The organism is Pseudomonas sp. LABIM340 (genome assembly GCF_040017195.2).
Taxonomy (GTDB): domain Bacteria; phylum Pseudomonadota; class Gammaproteobacteria; order Pseudomonadales; family Pseudomonadaceae; genus Pseudomonas.
The window spans coordinates 3,605,582-3,632,338 of sequence record NZ_CM200227.1; the positions used below are offsets into that span (position 1 = coordinate 3,605,582).

At 65.1% G+C, this 26,757-nt stretch carries 31 protein-coding genes; 18 read left to right on the forward strand and 13 right to left on the reverse strand.

Annotated elements, in window-relative coordinates; all coding sequences use genetic code 11:
- Nucleotides 1-127: 127 nt before the first annotated feature.
- Entirely contained in the window at nucleotides 128-745 is a 618-nt protein-coding gene (gene pmrG, locus ABKS89_RS16540) for a lipopolysaccharide core heptose(II)-phosphate phosphatase PmrG (RefSeq protein WP_138215564.1), read from the forward strand.
- Between the two features lie 61 nt (nucleotides 746-806).
- A complete protein-coding gene (locus ABKS89_RS16545; RefSeq protein ID WP_348586161.1) occupies nucleotides 807-2,267 on the forward strand; it encodes a mechanosensitive ion channel domain-containing protein in 1,461 nt (486 codons plus the stop codon).
- 27 nt (nucleotides 2,268-2,294) lie between these two features.
- Here the strand turns inward: ABKS89_RS16545 and ABKS89_RS16550 are convergent, their stop codons facing one another.
- Together ABKS89_RS16550 and ABKS89_RS16555 are read right to left on the reverse strand one after the other, a co-directional pair.
- Nucleotides 2,295-2,648: an SH3 domain-containing protein gene (locus tag ABKS89_RS16550; protein WP_138215562.1), complete on the reverse strand. Its 354-nt coding sequence runs from the start codon at nucleotides 2,646-2,648 to the stop codon at nucleotides 2,295-2,297.
- 39 nt (nucleotides 2,649-2,687) lie between these two features.
- Nucleotides 2,688-3,395, reverse strand: a complete 708-nt coding sequence (locus ABKS89_RS16555; RefSeq protein ID WP_348586162.1) for a 2OG-Fe(II) oxygenase — start codon at nucleotides 3,393-3,395, stop codon at nucleotides 2,688-2,690.
- A 330-nt stretch (nucleotides 3,396-3,725) separates the two neighbouring features.
- Here ABKS89_RS16555 and ABKS89_RS16560 point away from each other — a divergent pair, with 330 nt between their 5' ends.
- Complete coding sequence (locus ABKS89_RS16560) at nucleotides 3,726-4,352, forward strand: class I SAM-dependent methyltransferase (protein WP_348586163.1); 627 nt, start codon at nucleotides 3,726-3,728, stop codon at nucleotides 4,350-4,352.
- Between the two features lie 187 nt (nucleotides 4,353-4,539).
- Here the strand turns inward: ABKS89_RS16560 and ABKS89_RS16565 are convergent, their stop codons facing one another.
- Both ABKS89_RS16565 and ABKS89_RS16570 read right to left on the reverse strand, forming a co-directional pair.
- Nucleotides 4,540-5,568 (reverse strand): ABC transporter substrate-binding protein, encoded by a 1,029-nt coding sequence (locus ABKS89_RS16565; RefSeq protein WP_138215559.1) that lies wholly within the window; start codon nucleotides 5,566-5,568, stop codon nucleotides 4,540-4,542.
- Between the two features lie 101 nt (nucleotides 5,569-5,669).
- Nucleotides 5,670-6,443, reverse strand: coding sequence for a class II aldolase/adducin family protein (locus ABKS89_RS16570; protein WP_348586164.1), 774 nt, complete (start codon nucleotides 6,441-6,443; stop codon nucleotides 5,670-5,672).
- Nucleotides 6,444-6,639: 196 nt separating this feature from the next.
- On the opposite strand from ABKS89_RS16570, the gene ABKS89_RS16575 reads away from it, so the two are divergent.
- The 4 genes from ABKS89_RS16575 (at nucleotide 6,640) to ABKS89_RS16590 (ending at nucleotide 10,096) form a co-directional block, all read left to right on the forward strand.
- Entirely contained in the window at nucleotides 6,640-8,028 is a 1,389-nt protein-coding gene (locus ABKS89_RS16575) for an aminotransferase-like domain-containing protein (RefSeq protein WP_348586165.1), read from the forward strand.
- Nucleotides 8,029-8,102: 74 nt separating this feature from the next.
- Complete coding sequence (locus ABKS89_RS16580; protein ID WP_348586166.1) at nucleotides 8,103-8,903, forward strand: RNA polymerase sigma factor; 801 nt, start codon at nucleotides 8,103-8,105, stop codon at nucleotides 8,901-8,903.
- Nucleotides 8,900-9,319 (forward strand): PaaI family thioesterase, encoded by a 420-nt coding sequence (locus ABKS89_RS16585; protein ID WP_138215555.1) that lies wholly within the window; start codon nucleotides 8,900-8,902, stop codon nucleotides 9,317-9,319. Before ABKS89_RS16580 ends, ABKS89_RS16585 begins: the two co-directional genes overlap by 4 nt.
- A 75-nt stretch (nucleotides 9,320-9,394) precedes the next feature.
- Nucleotides 9,395-10,096: a YebC/PmpR family DNA-binding transcriptional regulator gene (locus tag ABKS89_RS16590; RefSeq protein ID WP_138215554.1), complete on the forward strand. Its 702-nt coding sequence runs from the start codon at nucleotides 9,395-9,397 to the stop codon at nucleotides 10,094-10,096.
- Nucleotides 10,097-10,141: 45 nt separating this feature from the next.
- On the opposite strand, the gene ABKS89_RS16595 is transcribed toward ABKS89_RS16590, so the two are convergent.
- Both ABKS89_RS16595 and ABKS89_RS16600 read right to left on the reverse strand, forming a co-directional pair.
- On the reverse strand, nucleotides 10,142-10,582 hold the full coding sequence (locus tag ABKS89_RS16595; protein WP_138215553.1) for a hypothetical protein: 441 nt from the start codon (nucleotides 10,580-10,582) through the stop codon (nucleotides 10,142-10,144).
- Between the two features lie 77 nt (nucleotides 10,583-10,659).
- Nucleotides 10,660-11,556 carry a LysR family transcriptional regulator gene (locus ABKS89_RS16600; RefSeq protein ID WP_138215552.1) on the reverse strand — a complete coding sequence of 299 codons (897 nt, stop codon included), beginning with the start codon at nucleotides 11,554-11,556 and terminating at the stop codon, nucleotides 10,660-10,662.
- A 131-nt stretch (nucleotides 11,557-11,687) separates the two neighbouring features.
- Between ABKS89_RS16600 and ABKS89_RS16605 the strand changes: the two genes are divergently transcribed.
- The 4 genes from ABKS89_RS16605 (at nucleotide 11,688) to ABKS89_RS16620 (ending at nucleotide 15,842) form a co-directional block, all read left to right on the forward strand.
- Nucleotides 11,688-13,196, forward strand: a complete 1,509-nt coding sequence (locus tag ABKS89_RS16605) for a CoA-acylating methylmalonate-semialdehyde dehydrogenase (RefSeq protein ID WP_348586167.1) — start codon at nucleotides 11,688-11,690, stop codon at nucleotides 13,194-13,196.
- Between the two features lie 140 nt (nucleotides 13,197-13,336).
- The gene (mmsB, locus tag ABKS89_RS16610; protein WP_138215550.1) at nucleotides 13,337-14,212 is read left to right on the forward strand and encodes a 3-hydroxyisobutyrate dehydrogenase; all 876 of its coding nucleotides are present in this window, start codon (nucleotides 13,337-13,339) and stop codon (nucleotides 14,210-14,212) included.
- A gap of 123 nt (nucleotides 14,213-14,335) precedes the next feature.
- Entirely contained in the window at nucleotides 14,336-15,253 is a 918-nt protein-coding gene (locus ABKS89_RS16615; RefSeq protein WP_348586168.1) for a bestrophin family protein, read from the forward strand.
- 22 nt (nucleotides 15,254-15,275) lie between these two features.
- Entirely contained in the window at nucleotides 15,276-15,842 is a 567-nt protein-coding gene (locus tag ABKS89_RS16620; RefSeq protein WP_348586169.1) for a flavin reductase family protein, read from the forward strand.
- On the opposite strand, the gene ABKS89_RS16625 is transcribed toward ABKS89_RS16620, so the two are convergent.
- Together ABKS89_RS16625 and ABKS89_RS16630 are read right to left on the reverse strand one after the other, a co-directional pair.
- Nucleotides 15,829-17,214 carry a CoA transferase gene (locus tag ABKS89_RS16625; protein WP_348586170.1) on the reverse strand — a complete coding sequence of 462 codons (1,386 nt, stop codon included), beginning with the start codon at nucleotides 17,212-17,214 and terminating at the stop codon, nucleotides 15,829-15,831. The two genes, ABKS89_RS16620 and ABKS89_RS16625, sit on opposite strands and share 14 nt — an antisense overlap.
- A gap of 226 nt (nucleotides 17,215-17,440) precedes the next feature.
- The gene (locus ABKS89_RS16630; RefSeq protein WP_138215546.1) at nucleotides 17,441-17,821 is read right to left on the reverse strand and encodes a hypothetical protein; all 381 of its coding nucleotides are present in this window, start codon (nucleotides 17,819-17,821) and stop codon (nucleotides 17,441-17,443) included.
- A 222-nt stretch (nucleotides 17,822-18,043) separates the two neighbouring features.
- On the opposite strand from ABKS89_RS16630, the gene ABKS89_RS16635 reads away from it, so the two are divergent.
- Both ABKS89_RS16635 and ABKS89_RS16640 read left to right on the forward strand, forming a co-directional pair.
- A complete protein-coding gene (locus ABKS89_RS16635; protein WP_045217597.1) occupies nucleotides 18,044-18,358 on the forward strand; it encodes a hypothetical protein in 315 nt (104 codons plus the stop codon).
- A 112-nt stretch (nucleotides 18,359-18,470) separates the two neighbouring features.
- The gene (locus ABKS89_RS16640) at nucleotides 18,471-18,656 is read left to right on the forward strand and encodes a hypothetical protein (protein WP_045217600.1); all 186 of its coding nucleotides are present in this window, start codon (nucleotides 18,471-18,473) and stop codon (nucleotides 18,654-18,656) included.
- A gap of 6 nt (nucleotides 18,657-18,662) precedes the next feature.
- On the opposite strand, the gene ABKS89_RS16645 is transcribed toward ABKS89_RS16640, so the two are convergent.
- Complete coding sequence (locus tag ABKS89_RS16645; protein ID WP_348586171.1) at nucleotides 18,663-19,028, reverse strand: hypothetical protein; 366 nt, start codon at nucleotides 19,026-19,028, stop codon at nucleotides 18,663-18,665.
- 446 nt (nucleotides 19,029-19,474) lie between these two features.
- Between ABKS89_RS16645 and ABKS89_RS16650 the strand changes: the two genes are divergently transcribed.
- On the forward strand, nucleotides 19,475-20,188 hold the full coding sequence (locus ABKS89_RS16650) for an endonuclease (protein ID WP_348586172.1): 714 nt from the start codon (nucleotides 19,475-19,477) through the stop codon (nucleotides 20,186-20,188).
- Between the two features lie 89 nt (nucleotides 20,189-20,277).
- Entirely contained in the window at nucleotides 20,278-20,784 is a 507-nt protein-coding gene (locus ABKS89_RS16655) for a DUF1993 domain-containing protein (protein WP_138215543.1), read from the forward strand.
- A gap of 31 nt (nucleotides 20,785-20,815) precedes the next feature.
- Here ABKS89_RS16655 and ABKS89_RS16660 read toward each other — a convergent pair whose 3' ends face one another.
- Nucleotides 20,816-21,289 carry an Lrp/AsnC family transcriptional regulator gene (locus ABKS89_RS16660; RefSeq protein ID WP_138215542.1) on the reverse strand — a complete coding sequence of 158 codons (474 nt, stop codon included), beginning with the start codon at nucleotides 21,287-21,289 and terminating at the stop codon, nucleotides 20,816-20,818.
- A 132-nt stretch (nucleotides 21,290-21,421) separates the two neighbouring features.
- On the opposite strand from ABKS89_RS16660, the gene ABKS89_RS16665 reads away from it, so the two are divergent.
- A complete protein-coding gene (locus ABKS89_RS16665) occupies nucleotides 21,422-21,757 on the forward strand; it encodes an ACT-like domain-containing protein (RefSeq protein WP_348586173.1) in 336 nt (111 codons plus the stop codon).
- Between the two features lie 98 nt (nucleotides 21,758-21,855).
- Complete coding sequence (locus ABKS89_RS16670; RefSeq protein WP_138215540.1) at nucleotides 21,856-22,854, forward strand: bile acid:sodium symporter family protein; 999 nt, start codon at nucleotides 21,856-21,858, stop codon at nucleotides 22,852-22,854.
- 63 nt (nucleotides 22,855-22,917) lie between these two features.
- On the opposite strand, the gene gorA is transcribed toward ABKS89_RS16670, so the two are convergent.
- Nucleotides 22,918-24,276: a glutathione-disulfide reductase gene (gorA, locus tag ABKS89_RS16675; RefSeq protein WP_348586174.1), complete on the reverse strand. Its 1,359-nt coding sequence runs from the start codon at nucleotides 24,274-24,276 to the stop codon at nucleotides 22,918-22,920.
- A gap of 88 nt (nucleotides 24,277-24,364) precedes the next feature.
- Here gorA and ABKS89_RS16680 point away from each other — a divergent pair, with 88 nt between their 5' ends.
- Nucleotides 24,365-24,796: a VOC family protein gene (locus ABKS89_RS16680; RefSeq protein ID WP_348586175.1), complete on the forward strand. Its 432-nt coding sequence runs from the start codon at nucleotides 24,365-24,367 to the stop codon at nucleotides 24,794-24,796.
- Between the two features lie 59 nt (nucleotides 24,797-24,855).
- Here the strand turns inward: ABKS89_RS16680 and galU are convergent, their stop codons facing one another.
- Together galU and ABKS89_RS16690 are read right to left on the reverse strand one after the other, a co-directional pair.
- Entirely contained in the window at nucleotides 24,856-25,695 is an 840-nt protein-coding gene (gene galU, locus ABKS89_RS16685; protein WP_138215537.1) for a UTP--glucose-1-phosphate uridylyltransferase GalU, read from the reverse strand.
- A 205-nt stretch (nucleotides 25,696-25,900) separates the two neighbouring features.
- Nucleotides 25,901-26,266, reverse strand: a complete 366-nt coding sequence (locus ABKS89_RS16690) for a LexA family protein (RefSeq protein WP_138215536.1) — start codon at nucleotides 26,264-26,266, stop codon at nucleotides 25,901-25,903.
- Nucleotides 26,267-26,757 lie beyond the last annotated feature (491 nt).

The window sequence follows — 26,757 nt, forward strand, 5'->3', positions numbered from 1 at the left end:
TCCGATGGGCACGGGGAACTTTCATCACCGCCCCGTCATCAACCCATCGCGTGATTGTCACCCGCCCGGTGCAGCATGCATTCAGCTTCCCGCATCCCGCGCGGACGCCTGCGCACGAGGATGACCCTTGCCCCGCCTTCGCCTTCTGGCCGCTTCCCTGCTGACCTGCACCACTCTCGCCCTGGTGGCCTGGCGCTCGCTGCCGACACCACTGGAAGACGTGCCGAGCAGCAGCCTGTTCGCGCAGAACTGGGCCCGCGGCGGGGTCGTCCTGCTGGTGCGTCACATGGAGCGCTGCGACCGCTCCACCGCCGAATGCCTGGGCGCCGCCGACGGCATCACCGCCCGCGCCGCCGCCCTCGCCCGGAGCATGGGCGAGAGCATCACCCGCCTCGGCCTGACCGCCACCGACATCTACAGCAGCCCGGCCAACCGCACCGTGCAGACCGCCGACCTGATGTTCGACCGCAACGTGGCGCGCCAGGACTGGCTGCTCACCTGCAAGGACGGCGACCTCGCCGAGCAGATCCGCCAGCACAAGGCCGCGCACCGCAACCTCGTACTGGTCACCCACAGCGAATGCTTCGACCTCCTGCGCGAGAACCTCAAGGTCCGCGAGACCGATACCCCCGAGTACGGCAGCGCCCTGGTGCTGTTCGACGAGAGCGAACCCAAGCTGCGCATCGCCGGCGAAGTCGAGACCGATGAGTGGCTGAAGCTGGTGGACTCGCACAACCCGAGCTGAGGCCGCTGCCAGAAAGCGCTTTCTGTGCCATCTTCTTGCGATCGTTCCAAGGAGAGGCTCGATGCCCGCCCTGCTCACTGCCCACCCGCTGTTCGCCGCCCCTGTCCTGCTGCTGATCGACCTGCTGCTCTGGCGGCTGGTCGGCCCGGCCCATCCGCACTGGCGGCTGGCCACGCGCATCCTGTGCTTCCTGCTGTTCAGCCTGCTGCTGTTCAACGCCGGGATGAACCCGCTGCGCGCCGCGCCCTGGCCGGATGACCTGCCCAGCCACATGGTCGCCACCGCCGTGCAGATCTTCTGGTGGCTGTTCGCCGCGCGCTGCCTGACCGTGGTGCTGGGCTTCCTGCTGGTGCAACGCATTGGCCACGGCGGTCGGTTGCTGCAGGACGTGGTCGGCGCGCTGATCTTCCTGGTCGCCATCATCGCCGCCGCCGGCTACGTGCTGGAGCTGCCGGTGAAGGGCCTGCTGGCCACTTCCGGAGTGGTTGCAATCGTCCTCGGCCTGGCGCTGCAGAGCACGCTGAGCGACGTGTTCTCCGGCATCGTGCTGAACACCACCAAGCCCTACCAGCTGGATGACTGGATCTCCATCGACGGCATCGAGGGCAAGGTCACCGAGATCGACTGGCGCTCCACCTACCTGCAGACCTCCCAGGGCACGCTGGCGGTGGTGCCCAACTCCCTCGCCGCCAAGGCCAAGGTGCTCAACCTGAGCCGCCCGGCGAACCTTTACGGTGTCAGCGTGAGCCTGACGGTCAGCCCACACATCCGCCCGCGCAAAGTCGTCGAGGCGCTGGAGCACGCCCTTGGGGGCTGCCGTGCCCTGCTGGCCAGTCCAGCACCGTCGGTCAGCGTGCGCAAGTCCGCGCCCGATGGAGTGGAATACGAAATGAGCGGCTTCGTCGCCGCCATGGGCGAGAAACGCGAGGTGCGCAACCAGTTGTTCGACCTCGCCTACCGCCACCTGCAGGCCGCCGGCATCAACCTGCTGGCCGAGGCGGACGCGCCGATGCGCGAGAGCGCCTCGCGGGCACGGGCGTTGCTGGTGCGCTCGGGCCTGTTTGACGCGCTGCGCGACGAGGAGCGCGACGAACTGGCGAACCGGATGCAGCGCCGCCCGTTCAAGCGCGGCGAAGTGCTGCTGGCGCCGGGGGATGTCAGCGACCGCCTGCTGATCATCGACTCCGGTGTGGTCAGCGTCACCCTGCCCCACGACAGCCAGACCATCGAGGCCGGCCGCATGGGGCCGGGCGAAGTGTTCGGCGAGGCCGGTGTGCTCACCGGTTCGGCCTGGCAGGCGCAGTTCACCGCCATCAGCGACGGCGCCGCCTACTACATCGACAAGGAAACCCTCGCCCCCTGCATGGAGGCGCGCCAGGAGATCGCCGAGGCCATGGGCCGTCTGCTCGACTTCCGCCAGAAGGCCAGCGCCGCGCTGTTGGTGGAGCAGCCCACGGTGGTCCAGCAGCGTGGGTTGATGGCCTGGCTCAAGCAGCACGCCGGGCGCCGCTACAAGGCCTGACTCCGTCGCAGATCAGGCGTTGCGGGGTCAGGCACTGACTTCCTGCAGGCAATCCAGCGGCACCCAGCCGGCCTCGCCGCCGGAACGCACGCACCAGAGCCAGCCGCCCAGCTCTCGTCCGCCTTCGAGCCGCTCGCCGACTTCCACGTCGAGTTCACGGGCGGTGTAGTCCTCCATCGCCACCCCGGAGCCCGGCGCGGTCATGTTGAACACCTGCCCCGGCACCCAGCCCTCGCGCTGGCCGGGCGTGGAGCAGAAGTACCAGTCTTCCCAGCCCTCGGCGCCTTCATAGCGCTCGCCAACGAACAGTGGCGCGCCCTTGGCGAAGGTAATGGGCGCGGGGTACTCGCTGCGGTGGCGCTGAATCACTTCGTAGTGCATGTCGATCTCCCGGTTCCCTGGACCGATCCATGCTACTCCTCACAGCGCATCGTGGAAGATCACCCCGAGGGTGAAGCGCTCGCCGGTATGCAGGCGACTGACGCCGTGGCGCAGATTGACCCGGTGATAGCCGCGCACGCCGTGAAACGGGCGCTGGGCCACGGCGAACACCACCGCATCGCCCTGCTGCAACGGCACCACGCTCGCCCGCGATTGCATGCGCGGGCGCTGCTCGGTGAGGACGATCTCGCCACCCGTGAACTCTTCGCCCGGCCGCGACAGCAGGATCGTCAACTGCAGCGGGAAGGCCAGTTCGCCGTAGAGGTCCTGGTGCAGGCAGTTGTAGTCGCCGGCACGGTAGCGCAGCAGCAAGGGTGTCGGCCGGTGCTGCCCGGAGGTATGGCATTGGGCAAGGAAGTCGGCATGCTCCGGCGGGTACTGGATACCTGTGCCCATGCGCTCCTGCCAGCTGTTGGCGATGGTGCGCAGCGTCGGATAGAAGGCTTGGCGAAGCTCCTGCAGCAAGGTCGGCAAGGGATAGGCGAAGTAACGGTATTCGCCGAGGCCGAAATTGTGCCGGACCATGACCACGCGGCTGCGAAATAGCGCGTCCTGGTCGTAGAGCGCGCGAAGTGTCTCGCACTGCGCCCTGTCCAGCAGGCCGGGGATCAGCGCGTGGCCGTCGGCGTCGAGTTGCTGGGTGAGTGCGGGCCAGTCGAGCGTGGCGAGTTTCTGGTGGATGGACATCCTGCTGATCCTTGATGGCAAGGCCCCAGTCTAGGGGCGCCCCTTCCCGCAGTGCGCCCCGGCACTGACTTTCAAACTTTCCCACAGGTGCGCGCACGGCACAGACCGTAGGGCGTATAACGCGCCAGCGTTATACGCCGCGGTGGCATCGGCGGATAACCCGTTCCGGGTTATTCGCCCTACGGTGCCGGCCAATGCGCCTCTGTAGGGCGCATAACGCCTATGGCGGACAGCCTGCTCCGGGTTATTCGCCCTGCGGTGGCCGGCCAATGGAGCCATCCGTCAGGCGTCGTTGTAGACTCGGGCATCCACCTTAGACCGACTGCCGACATGAGCACCGAAGACCCGATCCTGCGCGACATTTCCCGTGTCACCCTGCAGCACTACCAGAACAGCGCCCAGTCCTTCCGCGAGGGCACCTGGGACCACGACGTCACGCAGAACATTGCCGCGCTGCTGCGGCACATCCAGGGCGAAGCACCTTTCGCGCTGCTCGACTTCGGTTGCGGTCCGGGGCGCGACCTTTGCGCGCTGAAAAGCCTGGGGCATGCTCCGGTCGGCCTGGACGGCTGCGCCGACTTCGTCGCCATGGCGCGCGAGGCCAGCGGCTGCGAGGTCTGGCAGCAGGACTTCCTCGCCCTCGACCTGCCCGCCGAGCGCTTCGACGGCATCTATGCCAATGCCAGCCTGTTCCACGTACCACGCAGCGAGCTGCCACGTGTTCTGCGCCAGCTGCATAGGGCGCTGAAGGCGGGTGGCGTGCTGTTCAGCTCCAATCCACGTGGGGAGAACCAGGAAGGCTGGAATGGCGGGCGCTATGGCTCGTACCACGACCTTGAGAACTGGACGCGTCTGCTGGAGGACGCCGGCTTCCGCGAGCTGGAGCACTACTACCGCCCCGCCGGACTGCCGCGGGAGCAGCAGCCCTGGCTGGCGAGCGTGTGGCGCAAGGTTTGAATTGACGAGGATCACGGGCGTGGGCCATTGCCACGCCACGGAACACGCCGGAGCAAACCTGTAGGAACGCCCCATGGGCGTGATCGCAGGCAAGGCCCGCCCCTGCAGGGGAACACGATTCCTTGCAGGGACGAGCCGAGCCGGTGAGCAAATTACGCGGGTGCCGCGACCCGCGCTGAAGCGTCGATCAGCCCTTCGCCGCCCAGGCGTTGAAGCGCTGCTCCAGGTCCTCGCCGTGGTCGACCCAGAACTCGAAGTTCACCGGTACGGCCTGCTCGAGGTTCGCCGGCGCGGTGTTCAGGCGCTCGATCAGCTTGGGATCGATCAGCTTGTTGGTCCCCAGGTTCACCGAGCCATAGCCCAGCTTCACCGTGTGGATCTTCTGCTGCTCGGGCGACAGCGAGAAGGCGATGAAGTCCTCGGCGGCCTTCTTGTTCGGGCTGCCCTTGGGGATCGCCCAGGAGTCGATGGCGTACAGGCTGCCGTTCCACACCACCTTCATCGGCACGCCCTCTTCCTGCGCAGCGAAGGCGCGGCCGTTGTAGGCAGTGCTCATGACCACGTCACCGCTGGCGAGGAACTGCATCGGCTGCGCGCCGGACTCCCACCACTGGATCGACGGCTTGATCTCATCGAGCTTCTTGAATGCGCGGTCCACGCCTTCCTTGGTGGACAGCACCTTGTACAGGTCTTCCTTCTTCACGCCGTCGGCCAGCAGGGCGATCTCCAGGGTGTACTTGGCGCCTTTGCGCAGCGAGCGCTTGCCGGGGAATTTCTTCGTGTCCCAGAAATCCGTCCAGCCGGTCGGGCCGTTGGCGAGGCGTTTGCCGTCGTAGACCATGGCCATCGACCAGACCAGCAGGCCGGCGCCGCAGTCGGAGATGGTGCCGGGCACGTAATCTTCGGCCTTGCCGAGGATCGCCGGGTCGAGCTGTTCGAACAGGCCTTCTTCGCAGCCGCGCAGCAGCTCCGGGCCTTCCACCTGGACGACGTCCCAGTTGACGCCGCCGGTGTCGACCATGGCCTTGATCTTGCCCATTTCGCCGTTGTACTCGCCGGCGATCACCTTCATCCCTTCCTTCTTCTCGAAGGGTTTGTAGAAGGCCTCGGTCTGTACGTCCTTGCTGATGCCGCCGAATGAGATCACGGTCAGATCAGCAGCCATGGCGCCGGACGCCACGCCCATGAGCAGGGCTCCCAGAATCGGGTTTTTCATTTCCACCTCTTGGCTTTGTTGTTGGCAGATGGTTCAAGCACGCAGGCGCCCGGTCTCTGCGGACCGGGGCACGATAGCAGGGTCAGGTGCGCCCATTTTTCTTAACTTCGATAGACGGCCTCAGCGTCCTCGATCAGGCGCAGGGCCGATTCCCAGGCCAGCAGATGCAGGCCGTCGACCAGCGCCTCCTCTTCCTGCACGGCGACGCGCTCGCACACGGCGTGCGGCGGGTAACGCAGCTGGCGGCCGCCGGCAAGGGCCTGGACCTGCGCCTGGCAGGCGCGTTCGAGGAAGTAGATCTGGTTGAAGGCTTCGGCGATGCAGCGCCCGGTGGCCAGCAGGCCGTGGTTGCGCAGGATCATCACCATGTGGCTGCCCAGGTCGTTGACCAGGCGCGAACGCTCGTCCGGGTCCAGGGCGATGCCTTCGTAGTCGTGGTAGCCCAGGCGGTCGTAGAACTTCAGCGCGTGCTGGCTGATCGGCAGCAGGCCGTCTTCCTGGGCGGACACCGCAATGCCGGCGGCGGTGTGGGTGTGGATCACACAGGCCACGTCCTCGCGGGCGGCGTGCACCGCGGAATGGATGTTGAAGCCGGCGCGATTGACGCTTTTCGGGCCGAAGCGCGGGTCGATGACGTCGCCATGGTGGTCGACCTTCACCAGGTCGGAGGCACGCATTTCATGGAACAGGACGCCGTAGCGGTTGATCAGGTAGTGGCCCGGCTCGCCCGGCACCCGCGCGGAGATATGGGTGTCGATGTGGTCGGTCCAGCGGAAGTGCGCGATCAGCCGGTACAGCGCGGCGAGGTCGCAGCGCGCCTGCCACTCTTCGGCGGAAATGCTCGACGGATCGATGTTGTAAGCTGTGTCACGCATGACGGGCTGTCCTTGTTCTTATGCAGTGTTCTTGTGATCAGGCTATGCGGCGTATTGCCGCCGTCTGGGACCGAGTGTGCTGGCCACGCCCGGCCCGCACCATGCACAGGGACAACGCAGAAACTGCAGTGCTGTTATGGTCCGCGGACCTGTACAGATTGCCCGTCGCTCACCCACACAAGAATCGGACCTTCGGATGCTGTTGCTCGACCCCACCTCGGACATTCCCCTGGTCACCCAGATCGTCGACGGCATCGCCCAGGCCATCGACGAGCAGCGCCTGCGCCCCGGAGCCAAGCTGCCTTCGATCCGCAAGTTCGCCCAGGCCAACGGCGTCAGCCACTTCACCGTGGTCGAGGCCTACGACCGGCTGGTGGCGCGCGGCTGCCTGAACGCCGTGCCCAACGCCGGTTTCTACGTGCGCGGCCCGGCGGTCGAGGACAGCACCGGCCATGAGGCGCCCACCGAATTCGATTTCGATGCACACCTGCTGCTGCACAAGGTGTTCCAGCCGCTGGGCATGGAACTGCGCCCCGGCGTCGGCCTGCTGCCCGAGCACTGGCTCGATGGCGAAGGCCTGCTGCGCGGGCTGCGCAGCCTGGCGCGGGAAGAGCCGACGCAGTTCGGCAACTACGGCCACAGCAAGGGCAACCCCAGGCTGCGCGGCAAGCTCGCCGACCGCCTGGGCGATGCGGGGGTAGCCGCCAGCCCCGAGCAGATCCTGCTGACCGCCGGCGCCAGCCAGGCGCTGGACCTGACCGTGCGCTACCTGGTGCAGCGTGGCGATCCGGTGCTGGTCGATGAGCCCGGCTACCACAACCTGTTCCTCAACCTGCGGCTGCAGGGCGCGCAACTGCTGGGCGTACCGCGCAGCGCCGACGGGCTGGACCTCGACCGCCTGGAGCAACTGGCCCACGAGCACCGCCCCAAGGTCTACTTCACCCAGGCGCGCCTGCAGAGCCCCACCGGCGGCAGCCTGTCGCTGGCCGCCGCGCACCGCCTGCTGCAACTGGCCGAGAAGTACGATTTCCTCATCGTCGAGAACGACATCTACGCCGAACTCGACCCCGCCGGCCAACTGCTGCTGGCCAACCTCGACCAACTGGCGCGGGTGATCTACATCAGCAGCCTGTCCAAGGTCATCGCCCCGGCGCTGCGCACCGGCTTCATCGCCGCGCACCCCGAGCTGATCGAGGAGCTGGTGCCGCTGAAGATGGTCAGCGGCCTGACCAGCTCGGAACTCACCGAGACCCTGGCTCTGGACATCCTCCTGCAGGGCCGCCACCGCAAGCACGTGCGCCAGCTGCGCGATCAGCTCGGCGAGGCCCACGACAGCGTGGCGCGGCGCCTGGAAGCCGCCGGCCTGGAAATCTTCCACGAACCCCGCGCCGGCCTGTTCCTCTGGGCCCGGCACCGAGCGGTGGACGACGCCACTTTGCTCGCCAGCCGCGCCAAGGAAGCGAAGATCCTGCTGTTCCCCGGCCAGCTGTTCATGCCCGACGGCCGCAGCGTGCCGTGGATGCGCTTCAACGTCGCGCACTCGCTGGATGAGCGGCTGTATACCTTTCTCTCCGCGCAGGGTTGATGGTCACAAAATTCAGTGGAGCCGAGTCCAAGGACGAACAGCCGGCCTTTCGTCCGGCACGTCTGGAGGACACCATGAAATTTCCCGCCATCGACCCGCAGCAACTGCAACGCGCCCAGCAAGGCGACCCCGCCGCCCTCGATGCGCTGCTGGTGGCCCTGCAAGCACCGGTCTACAACCTCGCCCTGCGCATGCTCGGCCGCCGTGAAGATGCCCAGGACGCCAGCCAGGAAATCCTCCTGCGCATCACCACGCACCTTGCCAGCTTCCGCGGCGACAGCCAGTTCTCCACCTGGGCTTTCCGCATCGCCAGCAACGCGCTGCTGACTGCGCGCACCAAGGTCCGTGAGACGCCCACCGTGTCGCTGGAAGCTCTGGCGGAAAAGCTCGAACTCGGCCTGCGCCTGGCCGAAGCCAATGAGCGCCCGCTTGAACCGGCCGACAAGCTCGCCGCCGAGCGCATCGCGCTGGCCTGCACACAGGGCATGCTGATGTGCCTGGAGCGCGAGCAGCGCCTGGCCTATGTGCTCGACATCGCCTTCGGGCTGGACTCGGAGACGGCGGCGGCGGTGCTGAAGATCGAACCGGCGGCCTACCGCAAGCGCCTGTCACGGGCACGCCAGCGACTGGATGAGTTCATGCAGCAGCATTGCGGGCTGGTCAACGCGCAGGCCGCCTGCTCCTGCGAGCGCCAGGCACTGGCCCTGCCGGCGGGCGCCAGCGATACCCGCAAGGCCGAGAGCGAGCTGCTCGCCCTCACCCGCCTGGCCGATGCCGCAGCGGTGTTCCGCGGCCACCCGGATTACCGCGTCCCGCAACGGGTCATCGAAACCGTCCGCGCCGTGCTGCAGCAGCACACCGGAGGCTGGCAATGAACGCACTCGCCGATCTGGACTACCCCGAAGGCTTCCAGCCGCTGCAGCGGCGCAATCCGTTGCTGGACCTGCTCGGCCCGTTCCTGGTGCGTGGCGAAGGTGATTCACTGGAACTCGGCCTGCTGCTGGACGAACGGCACACCAACAGCCGCGGCGGCGTGCATGGCGGCATCCTCGCGACCCTGGCGGACATCGGCATGGGCTACGCCATGGCCTTCTCCAGCCAACCGCCGCAACCGCTGGTCACCGCCAGCCTGACCCTGGACTACGTCTCCAGTGCCCAGGTCGGTGACTGGCTGAGCATCCGCCTGCTGCACAGCCGGCAGGGCCGGCAGATGGCCTTTGCCAATGCGCTGCTGTCGGTGGGCGACAAGGTGGTGGCGCAGGCCAGCGCGGTATTCGCGGTCCCGCGCTGATCCGCCGGATATCGCCAGCGGCCGCGCGAGGCCTTAGACTTGCCGTCCATCAGTAACCGCCAGCAAGAGATCACTATGGGCGCCCAGTGGAAAGCCAAACATAAAGAAGTCGCCGCCAACGCCAAGGGCCGCATCTTCGGAAAACTGTCGAAGGAAATCATGATCGCCGCGCGCAACGGTGCCGATCCCGACATGAACCCGAAGCTGCGCCTGGTCGTCGAGCAGGCCAAGAAGGCCTCCATGCCGCGCGACACCCTGGAGCGCGCCATCAAAAAAGGCGCTGGCCTGCTGGACGGCGCCGCCACCTTCGAGCGCGTGGTCTACGAAGGCTTCGCCCCGCACCGCGTACCGGTGATCGTCGAGTGCCTGACCGACAACGTGAACCGCACCATCGCGGAAATCCGCGTGCTGTTCCGCAAGGGCCAGCTGGGCGCTTCCGGCTCGGTCTCCTGGGACTTCGATTACCTGGGCCTGGTCGAGGCCACCCCGGCCAGCACTGACGCCGACCCGGAACTGGCCGCCATCGAAGCCGGCGCCCAGGACTTCGAGCCAGGCGAGGAAGACGGCGACACCCTGTTCCTCACCGACTCCACCGACCTGGACGCCGTCTGCCGCGCCCTGCCCGAGCACGGCTTCACCGTGGCCTCGGCCAAGCTCGGCTACAAGGCAAAGAACCCGGTGAGCCTGTCCGACGCGGAACTGGAGGAAGTCGAAGCCTTCCTCGACGCCCTGGACGGCAACGACGACGTGCAGAACCTCTACGTCGGTCTGGCGTAAAGCGCAGCCGCAAAGGCTGGGTCATGCCCAGCCCTTGCAGTTTCTTCAGTACAGCCCGGTCGCGCTCCCCGGCTCGAAGACCGGAGTCTCGTTGGCCTGGATCATGTTGTAGCTCAGCATGAAGGTCACGCCACCCTCGCTGGCCAGTGCCTGGCTGACCCAGCCGATCGGATTGTTGAACAGCGAATCATCCGGGTTGAGCACGCCGATGGCCGCCGTGTCGGGATCCTCGTCCCAGGTCACGTCGCCCCAGTGCCAGCCCAATCCTTCGACGAACTGCCGGCCCAACAGGGCGCCGAGCGCGAACACCGCGTCATCGTCCACCTCGCGCCGCTGCGCCTTGGCATCGCGTACGTACTGGGTAATCGCCGCGACCACCTCATGGGGTGGCAACTCGGGGGGCAGTTGAAGCAACTCCAGGCCCTGCTGTTGCAGGTCTGCCAGTTGTTGTTCCAGCTCCGCCGACAGCGGGATGATTTCAGCCATTCTTCCTTCTCCTCAAACGGTTCCCACGCTGTCCTGGCGGGCACCTGTCACTGTTGAAACTTCCATCCTGGCGACACTCAAACGGCGCGCCCCATCAGCACATCCTGGCTGCCTTCGGCTTTCTCCCGCAGGAAATCCCAGGTAGTGCGCATCCGCGCGATGTCCTTGAGCTCAGTCGGCATCAGCATCCAGAAGGTCCGCACGAACTCGATTTCCCCTGCCAGCACCGGCTGCAGCGACGGGTCTTCGGCTGCTGCGAACGCCGGCAGAATCGCCAGCCCGGCGCCCTCCGACACCGCGCGCTGCTGGGCGAGGATGCTGGTGCAGCGCAGCGCCATGTGCAGCGGCCGGCCGATCTCATCGAGGTACTGCAGCTCCTTGCTGTAGAGCAGGTCGTCGACGTAGCCGACCAGGGCGTGCTCGCGCAGGTCGTCGCGATTGCGGATCGGACCGCGCTCGGCGAGGTAGTCCTTCGAGGCGTAGAGGCGCAGCACGTAGTCGGTCAGTCGGGTAATGATGTACGGCCCGCGACCGGGGCGTTCCAGGGTGATAACGATGTCCGCCTCATGGCGCGACAGCTGCAGTGCGCGCGGCACCGCCAGCAGGTCCACCCCCAGGTGCGGGTGGCGCTGGTTCAGCTCCACCAGTTGCGAGGTCAGCAGCGTCGAGCCGTAGCCCTCGGTGGCGCCGATGCGCACCTTGCCGGAGAGATTGTCCTCGGCGCCGGCCAGGCGTTTCTCGATCACCTTGCAGGCGCTTTCCATGGCCTCGGCCTGGGGCAATAGCCCGTGGCCAGCCTCGGTCAGCCGATAGCCGGCAGGCTCGCGCACCAGCAGTTGGGCGCCGACGCTCTTCTCCAGCGCCTGCAGGCGGCGGGCGACCGTGGTGTGGTCCACGCCCAGGCGCCGGGCAGCGACGGTCAGCTTGCCGGCTCGGGAAAGCTCGAGGAAAAACCGCAGGTTGTCCCAGTCCATATCTGCCTCGGCGCAGGCCGCGTGTGCAAAAACGCAGAGCATACTTGCACATCACCTCATTGAGCACATCAAAAATGCACTGCTAGGATCGTTCCAGACAACAAGAAAGCCTTCAGGCTGGGAGAACCCCGATGACTGCAACTGCCGTCCCAACCGTCAAACTCTTCCTCGACGGCAAGCCCGTCGAGTCCACCACCTCCGAATGGCGCGACGTGATCAACCCCGCCACTCAGGAAGTCCTCGCCCGCGTGCCCTTCGCCACGCCCGAGGAAGTCGAGCGCGCGGTGGCCAGCGCCAAGGCCGCGTTCAAGACCTGGAAGAAGACGCCCATCGGCGCCCGCGCGCGCATCTTCCTCAAGTACCAGCAACTGATCCGCGAGAACATGAAGGAACTGGCGGCCATCCTCACCGCCGAACAGGGCAAGACCCTGCCTGACGCCGAAGGCGACGTGTTCCGCGGCCTGGAAGTGGTCGAGCACGCCGCAGGGATCGGCAACCTGCAGCTGGGCGAGCTGGCCAACAACGTGGCCGGCGGCGTGGATACCTTCACCCTCCTGCAGCCTATCGGCGTTTGCGCCGGCATCACCCCTTTCAACTTCCCGGCGATGATCCCGCTGTGGATGTTCCCGATGGCCATCGCTACCGGCAACACCTTCGTCCTCAAACCCTCCGAGCAGGATCCGATGGTGACCATGCGCCTGGTCGAGCTGGCCCATGAGGCCGGCGTGCCGCCGGGCGTGCTCAACGTCATCCATGGCGGCCCGGACGTGGTGAACGCCATCTGCGACCACCCGGACATCAAGGCCGTGTCCTTCGTCGGCTCGACCCGCGTCGGCACCCACGTCTACAACCGCGCCTCCCTGGCCGGCAAGCGCGTGCAATGCATGATGGGCGCGAAGAACCACGCCATCGTGCTGCCCGACGCCAACAAGGATCAGACCCTCAACGCCATTGCCGGTGCCGCCTTCGGCGCCGCCGGGCAACGCTGCATGGCGCTGTCGGTGGCGATTCTGGTGGGCGAAGCGCACGACTGGATTCCCGACCTGGTGGCCAAGGCGCAGACCCTCAAGGTCAGCGGCGGCACCGAGGCCAATACCGACGTCGGCCCGCTGGTCTCCTGCGCGGCGCTGGATCGCGTCAGCGGCCTGATCGAACGCGGCACCCAGGAAGGCGCCAAGCTGGAGCTGGACGGCCGCAATCCGCAGGTGGCCGGCTACGCCAAGGGCAATTTCGTCGGCCCTACCGTGTTCTCCGGCGTCACCCCGCAGATGACCATCTACCGCGAGGAAATCTTCGGCCCGGTGCTCTGCGTGGTGTCGGTGAAGACCTTCGACGAGGCCATCGAGCTGATCAACGCCAACCCCAACGGCAACGGCACCGCGCTGTTCACCCGCTCCGGCGCCGCCGCGCGGCACTTCAAGGAAGAGATCGACGTCGGCCAGGTGGGCATCAATGTGCCGATCCCGGTGCCGGTGCCGCTGTTCTCCTTTACCGGCTCGCGCGGCTCCAAGCTCGGCGACCTGGGCCCGTACGGCAAGCAGGTGGTGCAGTTCTACACCCAGACCAAGACCGTCACCGAACGCTGGTTCGACGAGAACGAGGTCGGCGGCGCGGTGAACACCACCATCAATCTCAAATAACTCAGCCTGCCCGCCCGCTCGCCCCGAGTCGCCCCGGACTTCAGCAAGGATGCTGGTCCGGACCCGGCACCACGCGGGCGGGCACCTCCTTTCGCGCCTGATCGACCGGGCGCCCCGAACAAGAAGAAGAGGATCAACCCATGCGCATCGGCTTCATCGGACTCGGCAACATGGGCGGCCCCATGGCCGCCAACCTGCTCAAGGCCGGCTTCGACCTGAGCGTCTTCGATCTCTCCGCCAAGGCTGTGGAAGCGGCCGTCGCCCTCGGCGCCCGCGCCCTGGCATCGCCCGCCGAAGTGGCGCGCGACGATGTCGAGGTGATCATCACCATGCTGCCCGCCGCCGCCCACGTGAAGCAGGTCTTCCTCGGTGACGACGGCCTGCTGGCCAACGTGCAACCCGGCGTGTTGCTGATCGACTCGTCCACCATCGACCCGCTGAACGCCCGTGACGTCAGCGCCGCCGCCCTCGCACATGGCAACCCGATGCTCGATGCGCCGGTTTCCGGCGGCACCGCTGGCGCTGCCGCGGGCACCCTGACCTTCATGGTCGGCGGCGAGCAGGCCGATTTCGACCGCGCCCGCCCGGTACTCGCCGCCATGGGCAAGAACATCGTGCACTGCGGCGGCGCCGGCAACGGTCAGGTAGCCAAGGTGGCAAACAACCTGCTGCTGGGCATCTCCATGATCGGCGTGGCGGAAGCCATGTCCCTGGGCGTGAAGCTGGGCATGGACGCGGAGGTGCTGGCCGGCATCATCAACACCTCCAGCGGCCGCTGCTGGAGCTCGGAAGTGAACAACCCGCTCACCGGCGCCCCGGCGGCGCGCGGCTACAGCGGCGGCTTCGGCACCGACCTGATGCTCAAGGACCTCGGCCTGGCCAGCGAGGCAGCGCGCCAGGTGCGCCAGCCCGTGCTGCTCGGTGCGCTGGCCCAGCAGCTGTTCCAGACCTTCAGCAACCAGGGCAACGGTCAGCTGGACTTCTCGGCCATCGTGAAGCTGTACGAACAGGGCTGATATCGGCAATTCCCTGTAGGAGCCGCGATCGCGGGCATGGCCCGCTCCTACAGGGGCCCGCGAACCGCATCCCCGCCTCTATCTCGGCTATCATGCGCGCTCCGCCCCACCGGATGCCGCCCGATGATCCTCCGCCCGCAAAGCCCGACACTCTGGGTCCTGCTGTTCTCCCTCAAGGGGTCGATCATCCCCGCCATCTGGCGCAAGGTGCTGTACACGGTGCTGCTCAGCTCGCTGGTGGTGGCCACCCACGGCACGCTCTACCACTACAAGGTGATCATCACCTCCACGCCCTTCACCCTCTGGGGCCTGACGCTGGCGATCTTCCTCGGCTTCCGCAACAACGTCGCCTACCAGCGCTTCTGGGAGGCGCGCACGCTCTGGGGCGAACTGCTGATCGTAACCCGCAACCTGGCGCGGCAGACCCGCTCGCTACTGCCGGACCTGGATAGCGCAGGCCGTCGCCAACTGGGCAACCAGCTGATCGCCTTCACCTATGCCCTGCGCGACCAGCTGCGCGGCACCCCGCAGAGCGAAGACGTGCGCCGATTGATGGGCGACGAGGCCGCCGCGCTGGCCGCCAGCCGCAGCCCGACCAACGTCCTGCTCGCCAACCTTGGCCAGCGCTTTGCCGACCGCGGCCGTGCCAGCGGCGCCAGTGACATAACCCTGGCCGCCATCGACCAGCAGATGACCCGCCTGTCATACGTGCTGGGCGGCTGCGAGCGTATCCGCAACACGCCGATCCCCTACCCCTACATCCTGATGCTGCACCGCATCGTGCACGTCTACTGCTTCCTGCTGCCCTTCTGCCTGGTGGACAGCATCGGCTGGTTCACCCCGCTGGCGGTGTGCGTGCTGGCCTACACCTTCTTCGGCCTGGACGCCCTCGGCGACCAGATCGCCGACCCTTTCGATACCCAACCCAACGACCTGCCGCTGGACGCCATGAGCCGCAACATGGAAATCGCCGTGCTGGAAATCCTCGGCGAAACCGACCTGCCCGAACCGCTGAAGCCGGTGGACGGCCTGTTGCTCTGATCCAGCCCTGAGGAACCCCTGAATGAACCACCTGAAAGACGTGCCGCTGAACAAGGCCTACCTGCTGCTCAACCACGGCCCGAGCACCCTCGTCACCAGCGAACACGAAGGCGTCGCCAACGTCATGGCCGCCGCCTGGGTCATGCCGCTGGACTTCGATCCGCCCAAGCTGATGCTGGTGCTGGACCGCAACACCTGGTCGCGCCATCTGGTGGAAGGCTCGGGCGCCTTCGTCATCCAGCTGCCGACGCGCCAGCAGGCCGAACTGACCCTGGCGGTAGGCTCGAGCAACGGTGGCGAGGGCAGCAAGTTCGAGCAGCTGGATATCCGCACTTCCCGTGCGAAGCAGGTCGAGGCGCCGATCGTCGATGGCTGCGTGGCTTACCTGGAGTGCAAGGTGATCAGCGAGCCGCGCAACCAGGAGAAGTACGACCTGTTCATCGCCGAGGTCGTGGCCGCCTACGCGGACGAGCGCGCCTTCTCCAATGGCCGCTGGCACTTCCCCAGCGACGAGCTGCGCACCATTCATTACCAGGCCGGCGGCGCTTTCTTCACCACTGGCGAGGCTTTCCAGGTCAGTCGGGGCTGACCGGCTGCCAAGCTGCCGGCGCCGAGCCCAGCTCGGAGGCCGGCAATTCCCAGTAGAGCGGCGAGCCCGCGACGTGCAGTGGCGGACGCAAGCGCCGCGCGTACCCCCAGGGCGTTGTCTCGATGCCCGGTGCCAGATCGGCGGCCGTCTCCGCCGCCAGCTCCAGCGAACCCACTGACGAAACGCCCGCCTCCAGCAGGCATTGCGCCGTGCGCGCCAGCGACAGGCGCCAACGACTCCCACGGCCGCTGCGCCGACGCTCGGCCAACCCGCGCAAGGCCGCCGCGGCGATCAGGTAGCCGGTAGCGTGATCGAGTGCCTGCACCGGCAAGGGTACGGGTTTGTCTTCGCTCCGCCAGATGCGCCCGGCCTCGGCGATGCCACTGCTCATCTGCACCAGGCTGTCGAAACCGCGCCTTTCGCTCCAGGGGCCCGACCAGCCATAGGCATTCAGGCTGACATCCACCAGCCCCGGCGCAAGGGTCCGCCGTACATCGGCACCGAACCCCAGGCGGTCCAGGGCATCGGCCCGATAGCCGTGCACCAGCACATCGGCGCTGGCGAGCAGCGCCTGGAAGCGCTCCCGATCCGCAGGTTGGCGCAGGTCCAGGCGCGCGCAGTGCTTGCCCAGGGTGACTTCCGGCACCACGCCGGGCTCTTCCCAGTCCGGCGGATCGATGCGCAGGACTTCGGCGCCAAAGCCGGCGAGGAAGCGCGTGGCGATCGGCCCGGCCAGCACGCGGGTCAGGTCCAGCACGCGCAGTCCGGCCAATGGTCGCTCGCGGTCGATCTCGATATCCAGGGAAGGCCCGGAGACCAGTTGGAGATCGCGCAATACCAGCGGCTCGCGGGCAACGGCGAGGCCTTGCGGGTGCTGTTTCCAGGCCTCCCAGGAGCGCATTTCGGCCGCACAGCCGCCCTCCTTCACGATCGCCAGTTCCAGCTCACCCGCGCGCCAGTTAGCCACGGCGTCTGCGACCCGATCCCGATCATTCTCGGTACCGAGCACCCGAAGTGCGGCGGCACGGTGATGTGGGGCATTGGTGTGCAGGCGAACCCAACCGTCGCGGGTGCGGTAGTTGCCGGCGATGGCGCCCCACAGGTCGGGAGGTATCCAGCCTTGGGCGCGCAAGGAAGTGGAGAACCAGAAGGAGGCCAGCCGGCGGTCCACGACTAGCGACGTGGCGGCACCGGAGTCCGGTTCCAGCCACTCGCCCAGCGCCAGCCCGGCGCTGGCGATGCTGGCGGCGGCCAGTTCGGTGACGAAGAAAGCCGAAGGCAGGGAGCCTTCGCTGCGAAAGGCCAGGTGACTCAGGCGTTCGGCCTGGCCGCCCAGGGCAATCCAAAGTCGCTCCGCTAGAACGCGCTGCATCTCTATCTCCGCCTTTTCCTTGGAATTTCACCTTAGCCGCGCAGCGTCAGGCGGGCGAGCCGACCTTGGTCGACAGGCAATAAAAAGCCCGCAATCAAGCGGGCTTTTCGATGGGGAGCTAGTCCTTTAGCTGGTTTTCATCCTCTGCCCCCGAGTGTGAAAAAAACGTGAAGCAAAGGTCAGCCGAAACATTTTGTTGGAGATCGCATGCTCTGGAGAGTGGCGCTCAGCTCGAATAGTCCAGCGCGGTCCAGACGCGGCTGAGCCCATCACTGATCTGGCAGCTCGACAGATCATCCGCTGCGCCCCGCGAGGACAGGCGCACGGTGGAGTCGCCCTCGCCTTCGGTCAGCCATTGCAGGCGGCCACAGTTGGGCGTGTCGATCACATAGCTGGCAGCGATGGTCGAGCGCTCCTTCGGCAGACGGATGGCGTCGCGCACCGTGCCGCGCTCCTCGATGCGCTTGCCGTCGGCCACCAGCACGGCCCAGGCCTCCTTGCCCTCGATAATGAGGTAGGCGCCATTGGCGCGCGGGACGTCCGCCTGGGGCTGGGCACAACCCGCCAGCATCGCCACACCTGCGCAAAGCATCAGTTTCTGCAGCATCGCCATCGCTCCTGTTCTTCGAAGAGTGCCCGCCAAGCCAGTGGCGGCGGGCACTTCAGGGTTTCTGTCAGACCGCGAGAGGGATACTAGGAGAAAATACTGTTCATGCATACAGTATTTTGCGAAAATTTTTTAAACCTCGACGAAAGGCCACAGTCCATTGGCTACGTCGATCACCTCGAATCACAGGGCATGGGCCAGAACCCCATTGAGGAGCAAGCGATGGTGAGCATCCATCAGCTGAAATACACCGTGAACCACATGGCCATCGAGGAAGTGAGCGAGGCCGTGTCGGAACTGCTGCTGGAGGGGTTGGTCACAGAGGGCAAGACGCCCTTCAGCCGCACCCACTTCAACGTGTGCTTCGCGGAAATCGAGGCCCTGATGCAGCGCGCCGGCTATCACCGGCCGCTGGATGTGGTGGGCTACCAGGGCCAGGCCTACGCCATGTTCGATCCCAGTCGCTGGGACGCCGTGGAAGTCCTGCGCTGGCTGAAGGAGTACGTCGAGGAATCGAAGGCGGTCAGCACCGCCTGAGCGCGCGGGCTTTTTCGCAGGTCGCGGTTGCGGGAGCAGCGACTTGCGAAGGCCCACCCGGCGCACTAATGTCCCATGCACTTTTCCCGCTTGCCGAATCAAGGACGATTCCATGAGCGACTCTTCCTCCGACGACAGCTGGCTCTGGGCCTACCGCAAACTCCGTAGCTGGGATGTGGGCCGGGTCAGCTCCGCGTTCCTCGCCACACTCTTCCACTGGCGCGGCGATACCGGGCTTTTCTACAGCCACGGCGGCCTGCGCAAATCCCGTCTGACCCGCGACGACCTGATCGACTGATCCGACTTACTGCTGCTGGTAATAGCCGTTGCCGCGCGGATAGACCGCGCCGTTGGGGTATTCGATGCTCTGCCGGATGCCACCGCTGCCCTGGTCGATGATCACCGTGCCCGAGCGCGTCTCGCCGTAGCTGCGCGGCACCTGCGCACCACCATAACCGTCATTGCGCTGCCAGCTGGAAGAACTCTCCACGCTGCCGCTCGCACCCGGGCTGATGTAGATGCGCTGGATCACTGGCGGCGATTGCTGCCATTGCGACTGCCCCTGGTAGTTCTGCTGGGACTGCCTTTCCTGCGTGGAAAACTGCTGCGCGTAGACGGGTAGCGCCAGGGCACAACAGGCGATGGCCCCGAGGATTCTGGGACCGATCATGGCGATCTCCCGAATGATGGAAAGGCTCCAGCTTACCAAGCCTCGCCGCTCAGTTCATGGCAATGCGCAAACTCAATATAAATCCTTATAGGTCAATAACTTAAAACACACTTATCACGCTAACTTTAGGAAATGGCCTCCTCAGGGTGCTGCATGGCACCACGGCCCGTAGGACTCCCTAAGCCCTTGTTTAAACAAACGGATAGCGCCGACTTTTAAAGCTTTTTATAGAATATTTTTCCATTTAAAAACAATCACATAATGAGATATCCTCAACCTTCACAAGAGGTAATGGAGGCCTGTTGCGAAGCGTTCCCAGCGGCTCCATGGCGCGACGACCCAATCAACGCCTCCATCCGGGCAAACCGCCCCTTGCCATTCCATTGCCACGATTGGCATTTCTTTCTCAATCAGTAAGATGCAGCGACTTTCGTAAGGAACGCCTCATGTTCGGACGCTGCCTGACCCTGCTGCTGATCCTCGCCATCCCCACCGTCGCCTCCGCCGCCGCCCCGCGCACCTTCGAGGAAGCCAAGAAGGTCGGGCGCAAGCTGTACGCCCGCCAGTCGGTGGAGTTCTATTGCGGCTGCCGCTACAACGGCACCAAGGTCGACCTGAAGAGCTGCGGCTATACCCCGCGCAAGAATGCCAACCGGGCTTCGCGCATTGAGTGGGAACACATCGTCCCCGCCTGGGTGATCGGCCATCAGCGCCAGTGCTGGCAGAGCGGCGGGCGCAAGAACTGCTCGCGCAATGACCGGGTGTACCAGAAGGCCGAGGCCGACCTGCACAACCTGGTGCCGAGCATCGGCGAAGTGAACGGAGATCGGAACAACTTCAGCTTCGGCTGGCTGCAGCAGAAGCCCTCGCAGTACGGCGCCTGCCCGATGGTGGTGGACTTCAAGGCGCGCAAGGCCATGCCCCGCGCGCAGATTCGCGGCATGATCGCCCGCACCTACTTCTACATGAGCGACCGCTACGGCCTGAGGCTGTCCAACCAGGACCGCCTGCTGTTCACCGCCTGGAGCAAGCAATACCCGGTGGAAGCCTGGGAGCGTCAGCGCAACCAGATGGTTGGCTGCGTGATGGGCTGGGGCAACCCCTACGTCGGCCCGATCGAGACCGACCGCTGTCCCGCGCCGAAGGTGGCCAGGCGCTGAAGCCTGGCGACAGGCGCAAGCGCCAGCAGTAGACTCCGACAGCCGTCCAGCGTGACGAGCCCCACCTTTATCTGTCTGGAGTACGCAGCATGTCCTTCTCGATCTACCAGGCTTCCGTTCCCGTCTTCATCCGCATGCTCGGCAACCTCTCGGTGATCCTCACCAAGGCTGCCGAGCACGCACAGGCCAAGTCCATCGATCCTTCCGTCCTGATCAACGCCCGCCTCGCCCCGGACATGTTCGCCCTGGCGCGCCAGGTGCAGATTGCCTCGGACTCCGCCAAGGGCGCCGGCGCGCGCCTGGCCGGCGTCGACGTGCCGAGCTATGCCGATGACGAAACCACCTTCGACGAGCTGCAGGCGCGCATCGCCAGGACCATCGAGTTCCTCAAGACCCTCAGGCCCGAGCAGTTCGAAGGCGCCGAAAACCGCACCATCGAGCTGAAGCTGCGCACCCGCGAAGTCAGCTTCAAGGGCTCGGACTTCCTGCTGGGCTTCGTCAACCCGAACTTCTATTTCCACATCACCACGGCCTACGACATCCTCCGCCACAACGGCGTGGAAGTCGGCAAGATGGACTACCTGGGCGGCGTCTGACGGCTCTCGGCGCCGGCCTCCCCGGCGCCCTTCAGCCGCGCGGCAGTGGCAGCGTAGTGGTGGACTTGATCTCCGAAAGCGCCACGATGGAGTTGATCTCCTGCACCCCCGGCACCTGGGACAGCCGCTCGAAGAAGAAGCGCTCGTACGCCTCCACATCCTCCGTGACGATGCGCAGCATGAAGTCCACAGCCCCCATCAGGACATGGCACTCCAGCACCTCGGGAAACGCCTCCATGGCCTGCGCGAAGTCCGTCAGGTGATTGCGCCCGTGGGCGTTGAGCTTCACCTGGGCGAATATCTGGGTGTTCAGGCCGATCTTCTTGCGATCCAGCAGCGTCACCTGCTTGCGGATCACCCCTTCCTCCTTCAGCCGCTGAATCCGCCGCCAACATGGTGACTGGGACAGGCCGATGCGCTCGGCGATCTCCGCCGTGGAAAGAGTGGCCTCCTCCTGCAGCAGGGCGAGAATCTTGCGGTCATGGGCATCCAGTGAAATAGGCATAGATGATTCTTCTTAGATAAATTCAGAGAATAATTAATGCATAGATTCCCGCATCATAGCCAAAAACAGGCAAATAAATCCCCGGTACGGGCCGCAGAATAGTCCTCACTTCTCCTGCATCGGCCAGCCGACATGACGCTCCCCGCACTCCATCTCGTCGAATACTCCCTGGATCAACAGGACCGCCCGGTCCCCACCGAAGCGGCCGCCGACGTGCGCTACCTGATCCGCGCCGAGATCGATGCCGACATCCTCTGCCGCCTGCTGAACCAGTTCGCGCTCCAGGGGCATGTCCCGGCCGAGGTCGAATCCTCGCGCCGGGAGGACTGGATGGACATCGCCCTGCGGGTCAACACCCTGCCGCGCTACCGTGCCGAGGTCATCGCGCAGCGCATGCGCGGCATGGTCAGCGTGTGCTCCGTCGATCTGCACATACAGGGTGCGGAAACTGTCCTTTCAGCGACATAAGCTGGCTTTCTGGCGTTAGCCGGCACATCCTCCCGGGCTTAGAGTGCGAACCTGACCCTAGCGGTCCTTCACACACAACAACGATGAGAGATGTGCCCATGGCTCGCCCACGCCTGCTCCCCGACAACTTCACCCTGGCACTGATCGCCACCGTGACCGTTGCCAGCCTGCTGCCCTGCGAAGGCACCGCTGCCGTGATCTTTGGCTGGATCACCAACCTGGGCATCGCGCTGCTGTTCTTCCTCCACGGTGCGAAGCTGTCGCGCCAGGCGATCATCGCCGGCGCCACCCACTGGCGCCTGCACCTGCTGGTGTTCGCCTGCACCTTCATCCTCTTCCCGATCCTCGGCATGGCGCTCAAGCCTGTACTGTCACCGCTGGTGACCCCGGACCTGTACCTGGGCATGCTCTACCTGTGCGCCCTGCCCGCCACCGTGCAGTCGTCCATCGCCTTCACCTCACTGGCGCGCGGCAACGTGCCCGCCGCGATCTGCAGCGCCTCGGCCTCCAGCCTGATGGGCGTGTTCCTGACGCCACTGCTGGTGCAATTGCTGATCGGCGCCCACGGCGACACCGGTATCTCGACCCTCGACGCCATCGGCAAGATCACCCTGCAACTGCTGGTGCCCTTCGTGGCAGGCCAACTGCTGCGCACCTGGATCGGCGCCTGGGTCGAGCGCAACAAGCCGGTGCTGAAGTACGTCGACCAGGGCTCGATCCTGCTGGTGGTCTACACCGCCTTCAGTGCCGCCGTGATCCAGGGCCTCTGGCACCAGATCCCGCTGCCTGCCCTGGCCGGCCTAGTGGTCGCCTGCTGCGTACTGCTGGCCCTGGCGCTGATCGCCACCAACCTGCTCGGCCGTTACCTGGGCTTCTCCCTGGAAGACCGCATCACCATCGTCTTCTGCGGCTCGAAGAAGAGCCTGGCCACCGGCGTGCCCATGGCCTCGGTGCTGTTCGCCAGCAGCACGGTCGGCGTGATCCTGCTGCCGCTGATGCTGTTCCACCAGATCCAGCTGATGGTCTGCGCCGTGCTCGCCCAGCGCTACGCGCAGCGCCAGGAGGACGGCCACGCCTCGCTGGAACGCAGTAATTGACGGTCTGACGCCCACAAAAAAGCCGGTGCATCTGCACCGGCTTTTTTGTTGCAACCCTCGCCGTCAGGCGCCGACTGGCGTGCGCATGGTGACGAATTCCTCGGCGGCCGTCGGGTGGATGCCGATGGTTTCGTCGAATACCCGCTTGGTCGCCCCAGCCTTCAGCGCAATGGCGATGCCCTGGAGCATCTCCCCGGCATCCGGGCCCACCATGTGGCAGCCCAGCACCTTGTCGCTGTCGGCATCGACGATCAGCTTCATCAGCGTCCGTTCCTGGCTTTCGGTGAGCGTCAGCTTCATCGGCCGGAAGCGGCTCTCGAAGACTTTCACCTTGTGCCCGGCGCTGCGCGCTTCGTCCTCGGTGAGGCCAACGGTGCCAATGTTCGGCAGGCTGAATACCGCGGTGGGGATCAACTTGTAGTCCACCGGGCGGTACTCGTCCGGGCGGAACAGCTTGCGCGCCAGCGCCATGCCCTCGGCCAGCGCTACGGGGGTCAGTTGCACGCGGCCGATCACATCGCCAATGGCGTGGATCGACGGCTCGCTGGTGCCATAAGCCTCATCCACTCTCACGTAGCCGCGGTCGTCCAGCTCCACGGAGACGTTCTCCAGGCCCAGATTGTCCAGCTGCGGCCTGCGGCCAGTGGCGTAGAACACGCAATCCGCCTCCAGCACACGACCGTCCTTGAGGGTGGCGGCCAGGGTGCCATCGGCCTGCTTGTCGATGCGCGCGATATCGCTGTTGAATTGCAGGTCCAGACCCTTCCTTGTCAGCTCATCGCGCAGGTGCTCACGCACGCTGCGGTCAAAGCCACGCAGGAACAGCTCCTTGCGGTACAGCAGCGAAGTCTGCGCGCCAAGGCCATGGAAGATGCCGGCAAACTCGACCGCAATGTAACCGCCGCCGACCACCAGCACCCGGCGCGGCAGCGACTCGAGGAAGAAGGCTTCGTTGGAGGTGATCGCGTGTTCCTTGCCGGGAATGTCCGGCACCAGCGGCCAGCCGCCGGTAGCGATGAGGATGTGCTTGGCACTGAATCGCTGCCCGTCGACTTCCACGGTGTGCGCGTCCCGCAGCGTTGCATGGCCTTCCAGCAGGGAGACGCCACTGTTCACCAGCAGATTGCGGTAGATGCCATTGAGCCGGTGGATTTCGCGATTCTTGTTGGCGATCAGGGTCTTCCAGTCGAAGTTCGCTTCGCCCAGGGTCCAGCCAAATCCGGCGGCCTGTTCGAAGTCCTCATGGAAGTGCGCCCCGTACACCAGCAGCTTCTTCGGCACGCAACCGACATTGACGCAGGTGCCGCCCAGGTAGCGGCTTTCCGCCACGGCCACCTTGGCGCCAAAGCCAGCAGCGAAGCGCGCGGCGCGCACACCGCCGGAACCCGCACCGATGACGAACAGGTCAAAATCGAAAGACATCATGGTTCTCCGCTTGGATATGTCGGGCAGCATACCTCATGGCGCCTGACCTATCCTGCCAACTGCCGGTCCCGAAGGAGGTATTGCCATGCGCCCGACCCTGACCCACCTGGCCCTGCACGTGCCCGACCTGGAAGCCTGCGTTGCGTTCTACGAGCGATTCTGCGGCATGCGTGTCATCCACGAGCGCGAAGGCAAGGGCTCGCGCATCGTCTGGATGGCGGAGCCGGGCAAGGAGCACAGCTTCATTTTCGTCATCATGCCCGGCGGCCAGGAACGCCACCTGGCAAGCGATGATTACAGCCACTTCGGCTTCGCCTTGGACGCCCGCGATGAGGTCGACCGCGTCGCCAGGGATGCCGAGACTGCCGGCTGCCTGATCTGGGCGCCACGGGAAGAACCCTACCCCGTAGGCTATTACTGCGGCCTGCGCGACCCGGCCGGCAACTACGTCGAGTTCAGCTACGGCCAGCCGCTCGGCTCGGGCTCGGAAGCGATGCCGATTCCACGCTCGATGTAGGCTGGAAAAAGAAAAAGCCACCCGAAGGTGGCTTTCTCGAAGAACGGAAAGGTCCGGGATTACCAGGCCTTGCCGGTCTTGTAGAGGTTTTCGTAGCAGAAGTTGGTCGCCTCGATGTAACCCTCGGCGCTACCGCAGTCGAAACGCTTGCCCTTGAACTTGTAGGCCAGCACGCAACCGTCCTGGGCCTGCTTCATCAGGGCGTCGGTGATCTGGATTTCACCGCCCTTGCCCGGCTCGGTCTGTTCGATCAGGTCGAAGATGTCCGGAGTCAGGATGTAGCGACCGATGATCGCCAGGTTCGACGGGGCGTCTTCGGGCTTCGGCTTCTCGACCATGGTGTTCACGCGGTAGATGTCGTCGCGGATCATCTCGCCAGCGATCACGCCGTACTTGTTGGTCTCCTCCGGCGGCACTTCCTGGATCGCCACGATGGAGCAGCGGAACTGGTTGTACAGCTTGACCATCTGCTTGAGGACGCTGTCACCTTCGAGGTTCAGGCACAGGTCGTCCGCCAGCACGACGGCGAAGGGTTCGTCACCGATCAGCGGGCGGCCGGTCAGGATCGCGTGACCCAGGCCTTTCATCTCGACCTGACGGGTGTAGGAGAAGGTGCATTCGTCGATCAGGCGACGAATACCGACCAGGTACTTTTCCTTGTCGGTGTTGCGAATCTGGTGCTCCAGCTCGTAGCTGATATCGAAGTGGTCTTCGAGGGAGCGCTTGCCGCGGCCAGTGACAATACCGATTTCACCGAGACCGGCTTCCAGTGCCTCTTCAACGGCGTACTGAATCAGCGGCTTGTTCACCACCGGCAGCATTTCCTTGGGCATGGCCTTGGTGGCCGGGAGGAAGCGGGTACCGTAGCCGGCGGCCGGGAACAGACATTTCTTGATCATGGGAGTCCTTCGAGAGGGACAGGGGTGCGAGTTGCGCGCAGTCTAATCAGGCTGCGCCCGCCTTACAATGCCCCGGATTGCAAGCTGCACGACTCTTGTGAGGACTTGCGAAACTCGTGGCACGCGCATCTGACCATCAAGGGCCTGATTTAGTTCTCGAAGTTACTGGCAAATGGTCAGCATCCTACTTCATCCCGCAGCAAGTCTATGCCCTGGCGCCCTGCGCAACGTCGCTTCCGGAAAGCCGCTGACGCACTACTCCCCATATTGAGAGTTCATCGCCCTCCTCGACCTTCAGCGTCGGATATCCATCGCTCGCTGCCTGCAGCGCGAACGAACCGTCGACAATGGCCAAGCGACGGATCAGCGCCTCACCGTTGAGCGCCGCCACCACGATCTCGCCCGGAGCCGCCAGCTCCGAGCGGTCGACCAGCAGCAGGTCGGAGTCGTGAATGCCCGCCTGCGTCATGCCTTCGCCACATGCGCGGACTATGTAGGTATGAAGAGACGTAGCAGCGGCCACTCCGCCAGGCTGCACCACATCATGAACTTCCAGAATGGCTTGCTGCATGACCCTGCTCCAAATACTGTATATACATACAGATAACAGATGCGCGTCAGTCCGACAAGCTATTGAATGGAACCTCCAGGAAGAAATGCCGCTCAACCGAAAGGACAGCGCACCGATGGCGGTGGACTACCCTTAGGAGGGGTGAGGATATCGATATGAATCCAGGCACGTTCGTCACGCTCATGATTTTCGGCTGGGTCCTGCTGGCAGTGGTTACGCTGTGGGCCATCCTTCGCGTACCAATGCGCCGGGCCCGCTTGCAGAAGCCCAAGCACAAAGCGAAAGCCGACTCCTCGCGACACCAGCCTATCCCGCACTGAAATCATCGGTCGTGCAAAATGCCATGGCATTTTCACCTTGCCATGCAAGCTGCATGGCAAGCGAGACGGAGAATTCTTGCAAATAGATGATTTTAAAGGATTTTTTATTTTCACCAGATTGGTATGCACCCTGCAATGAAAAGGGAAGGAACCGCCCATTCACTGCCGAGG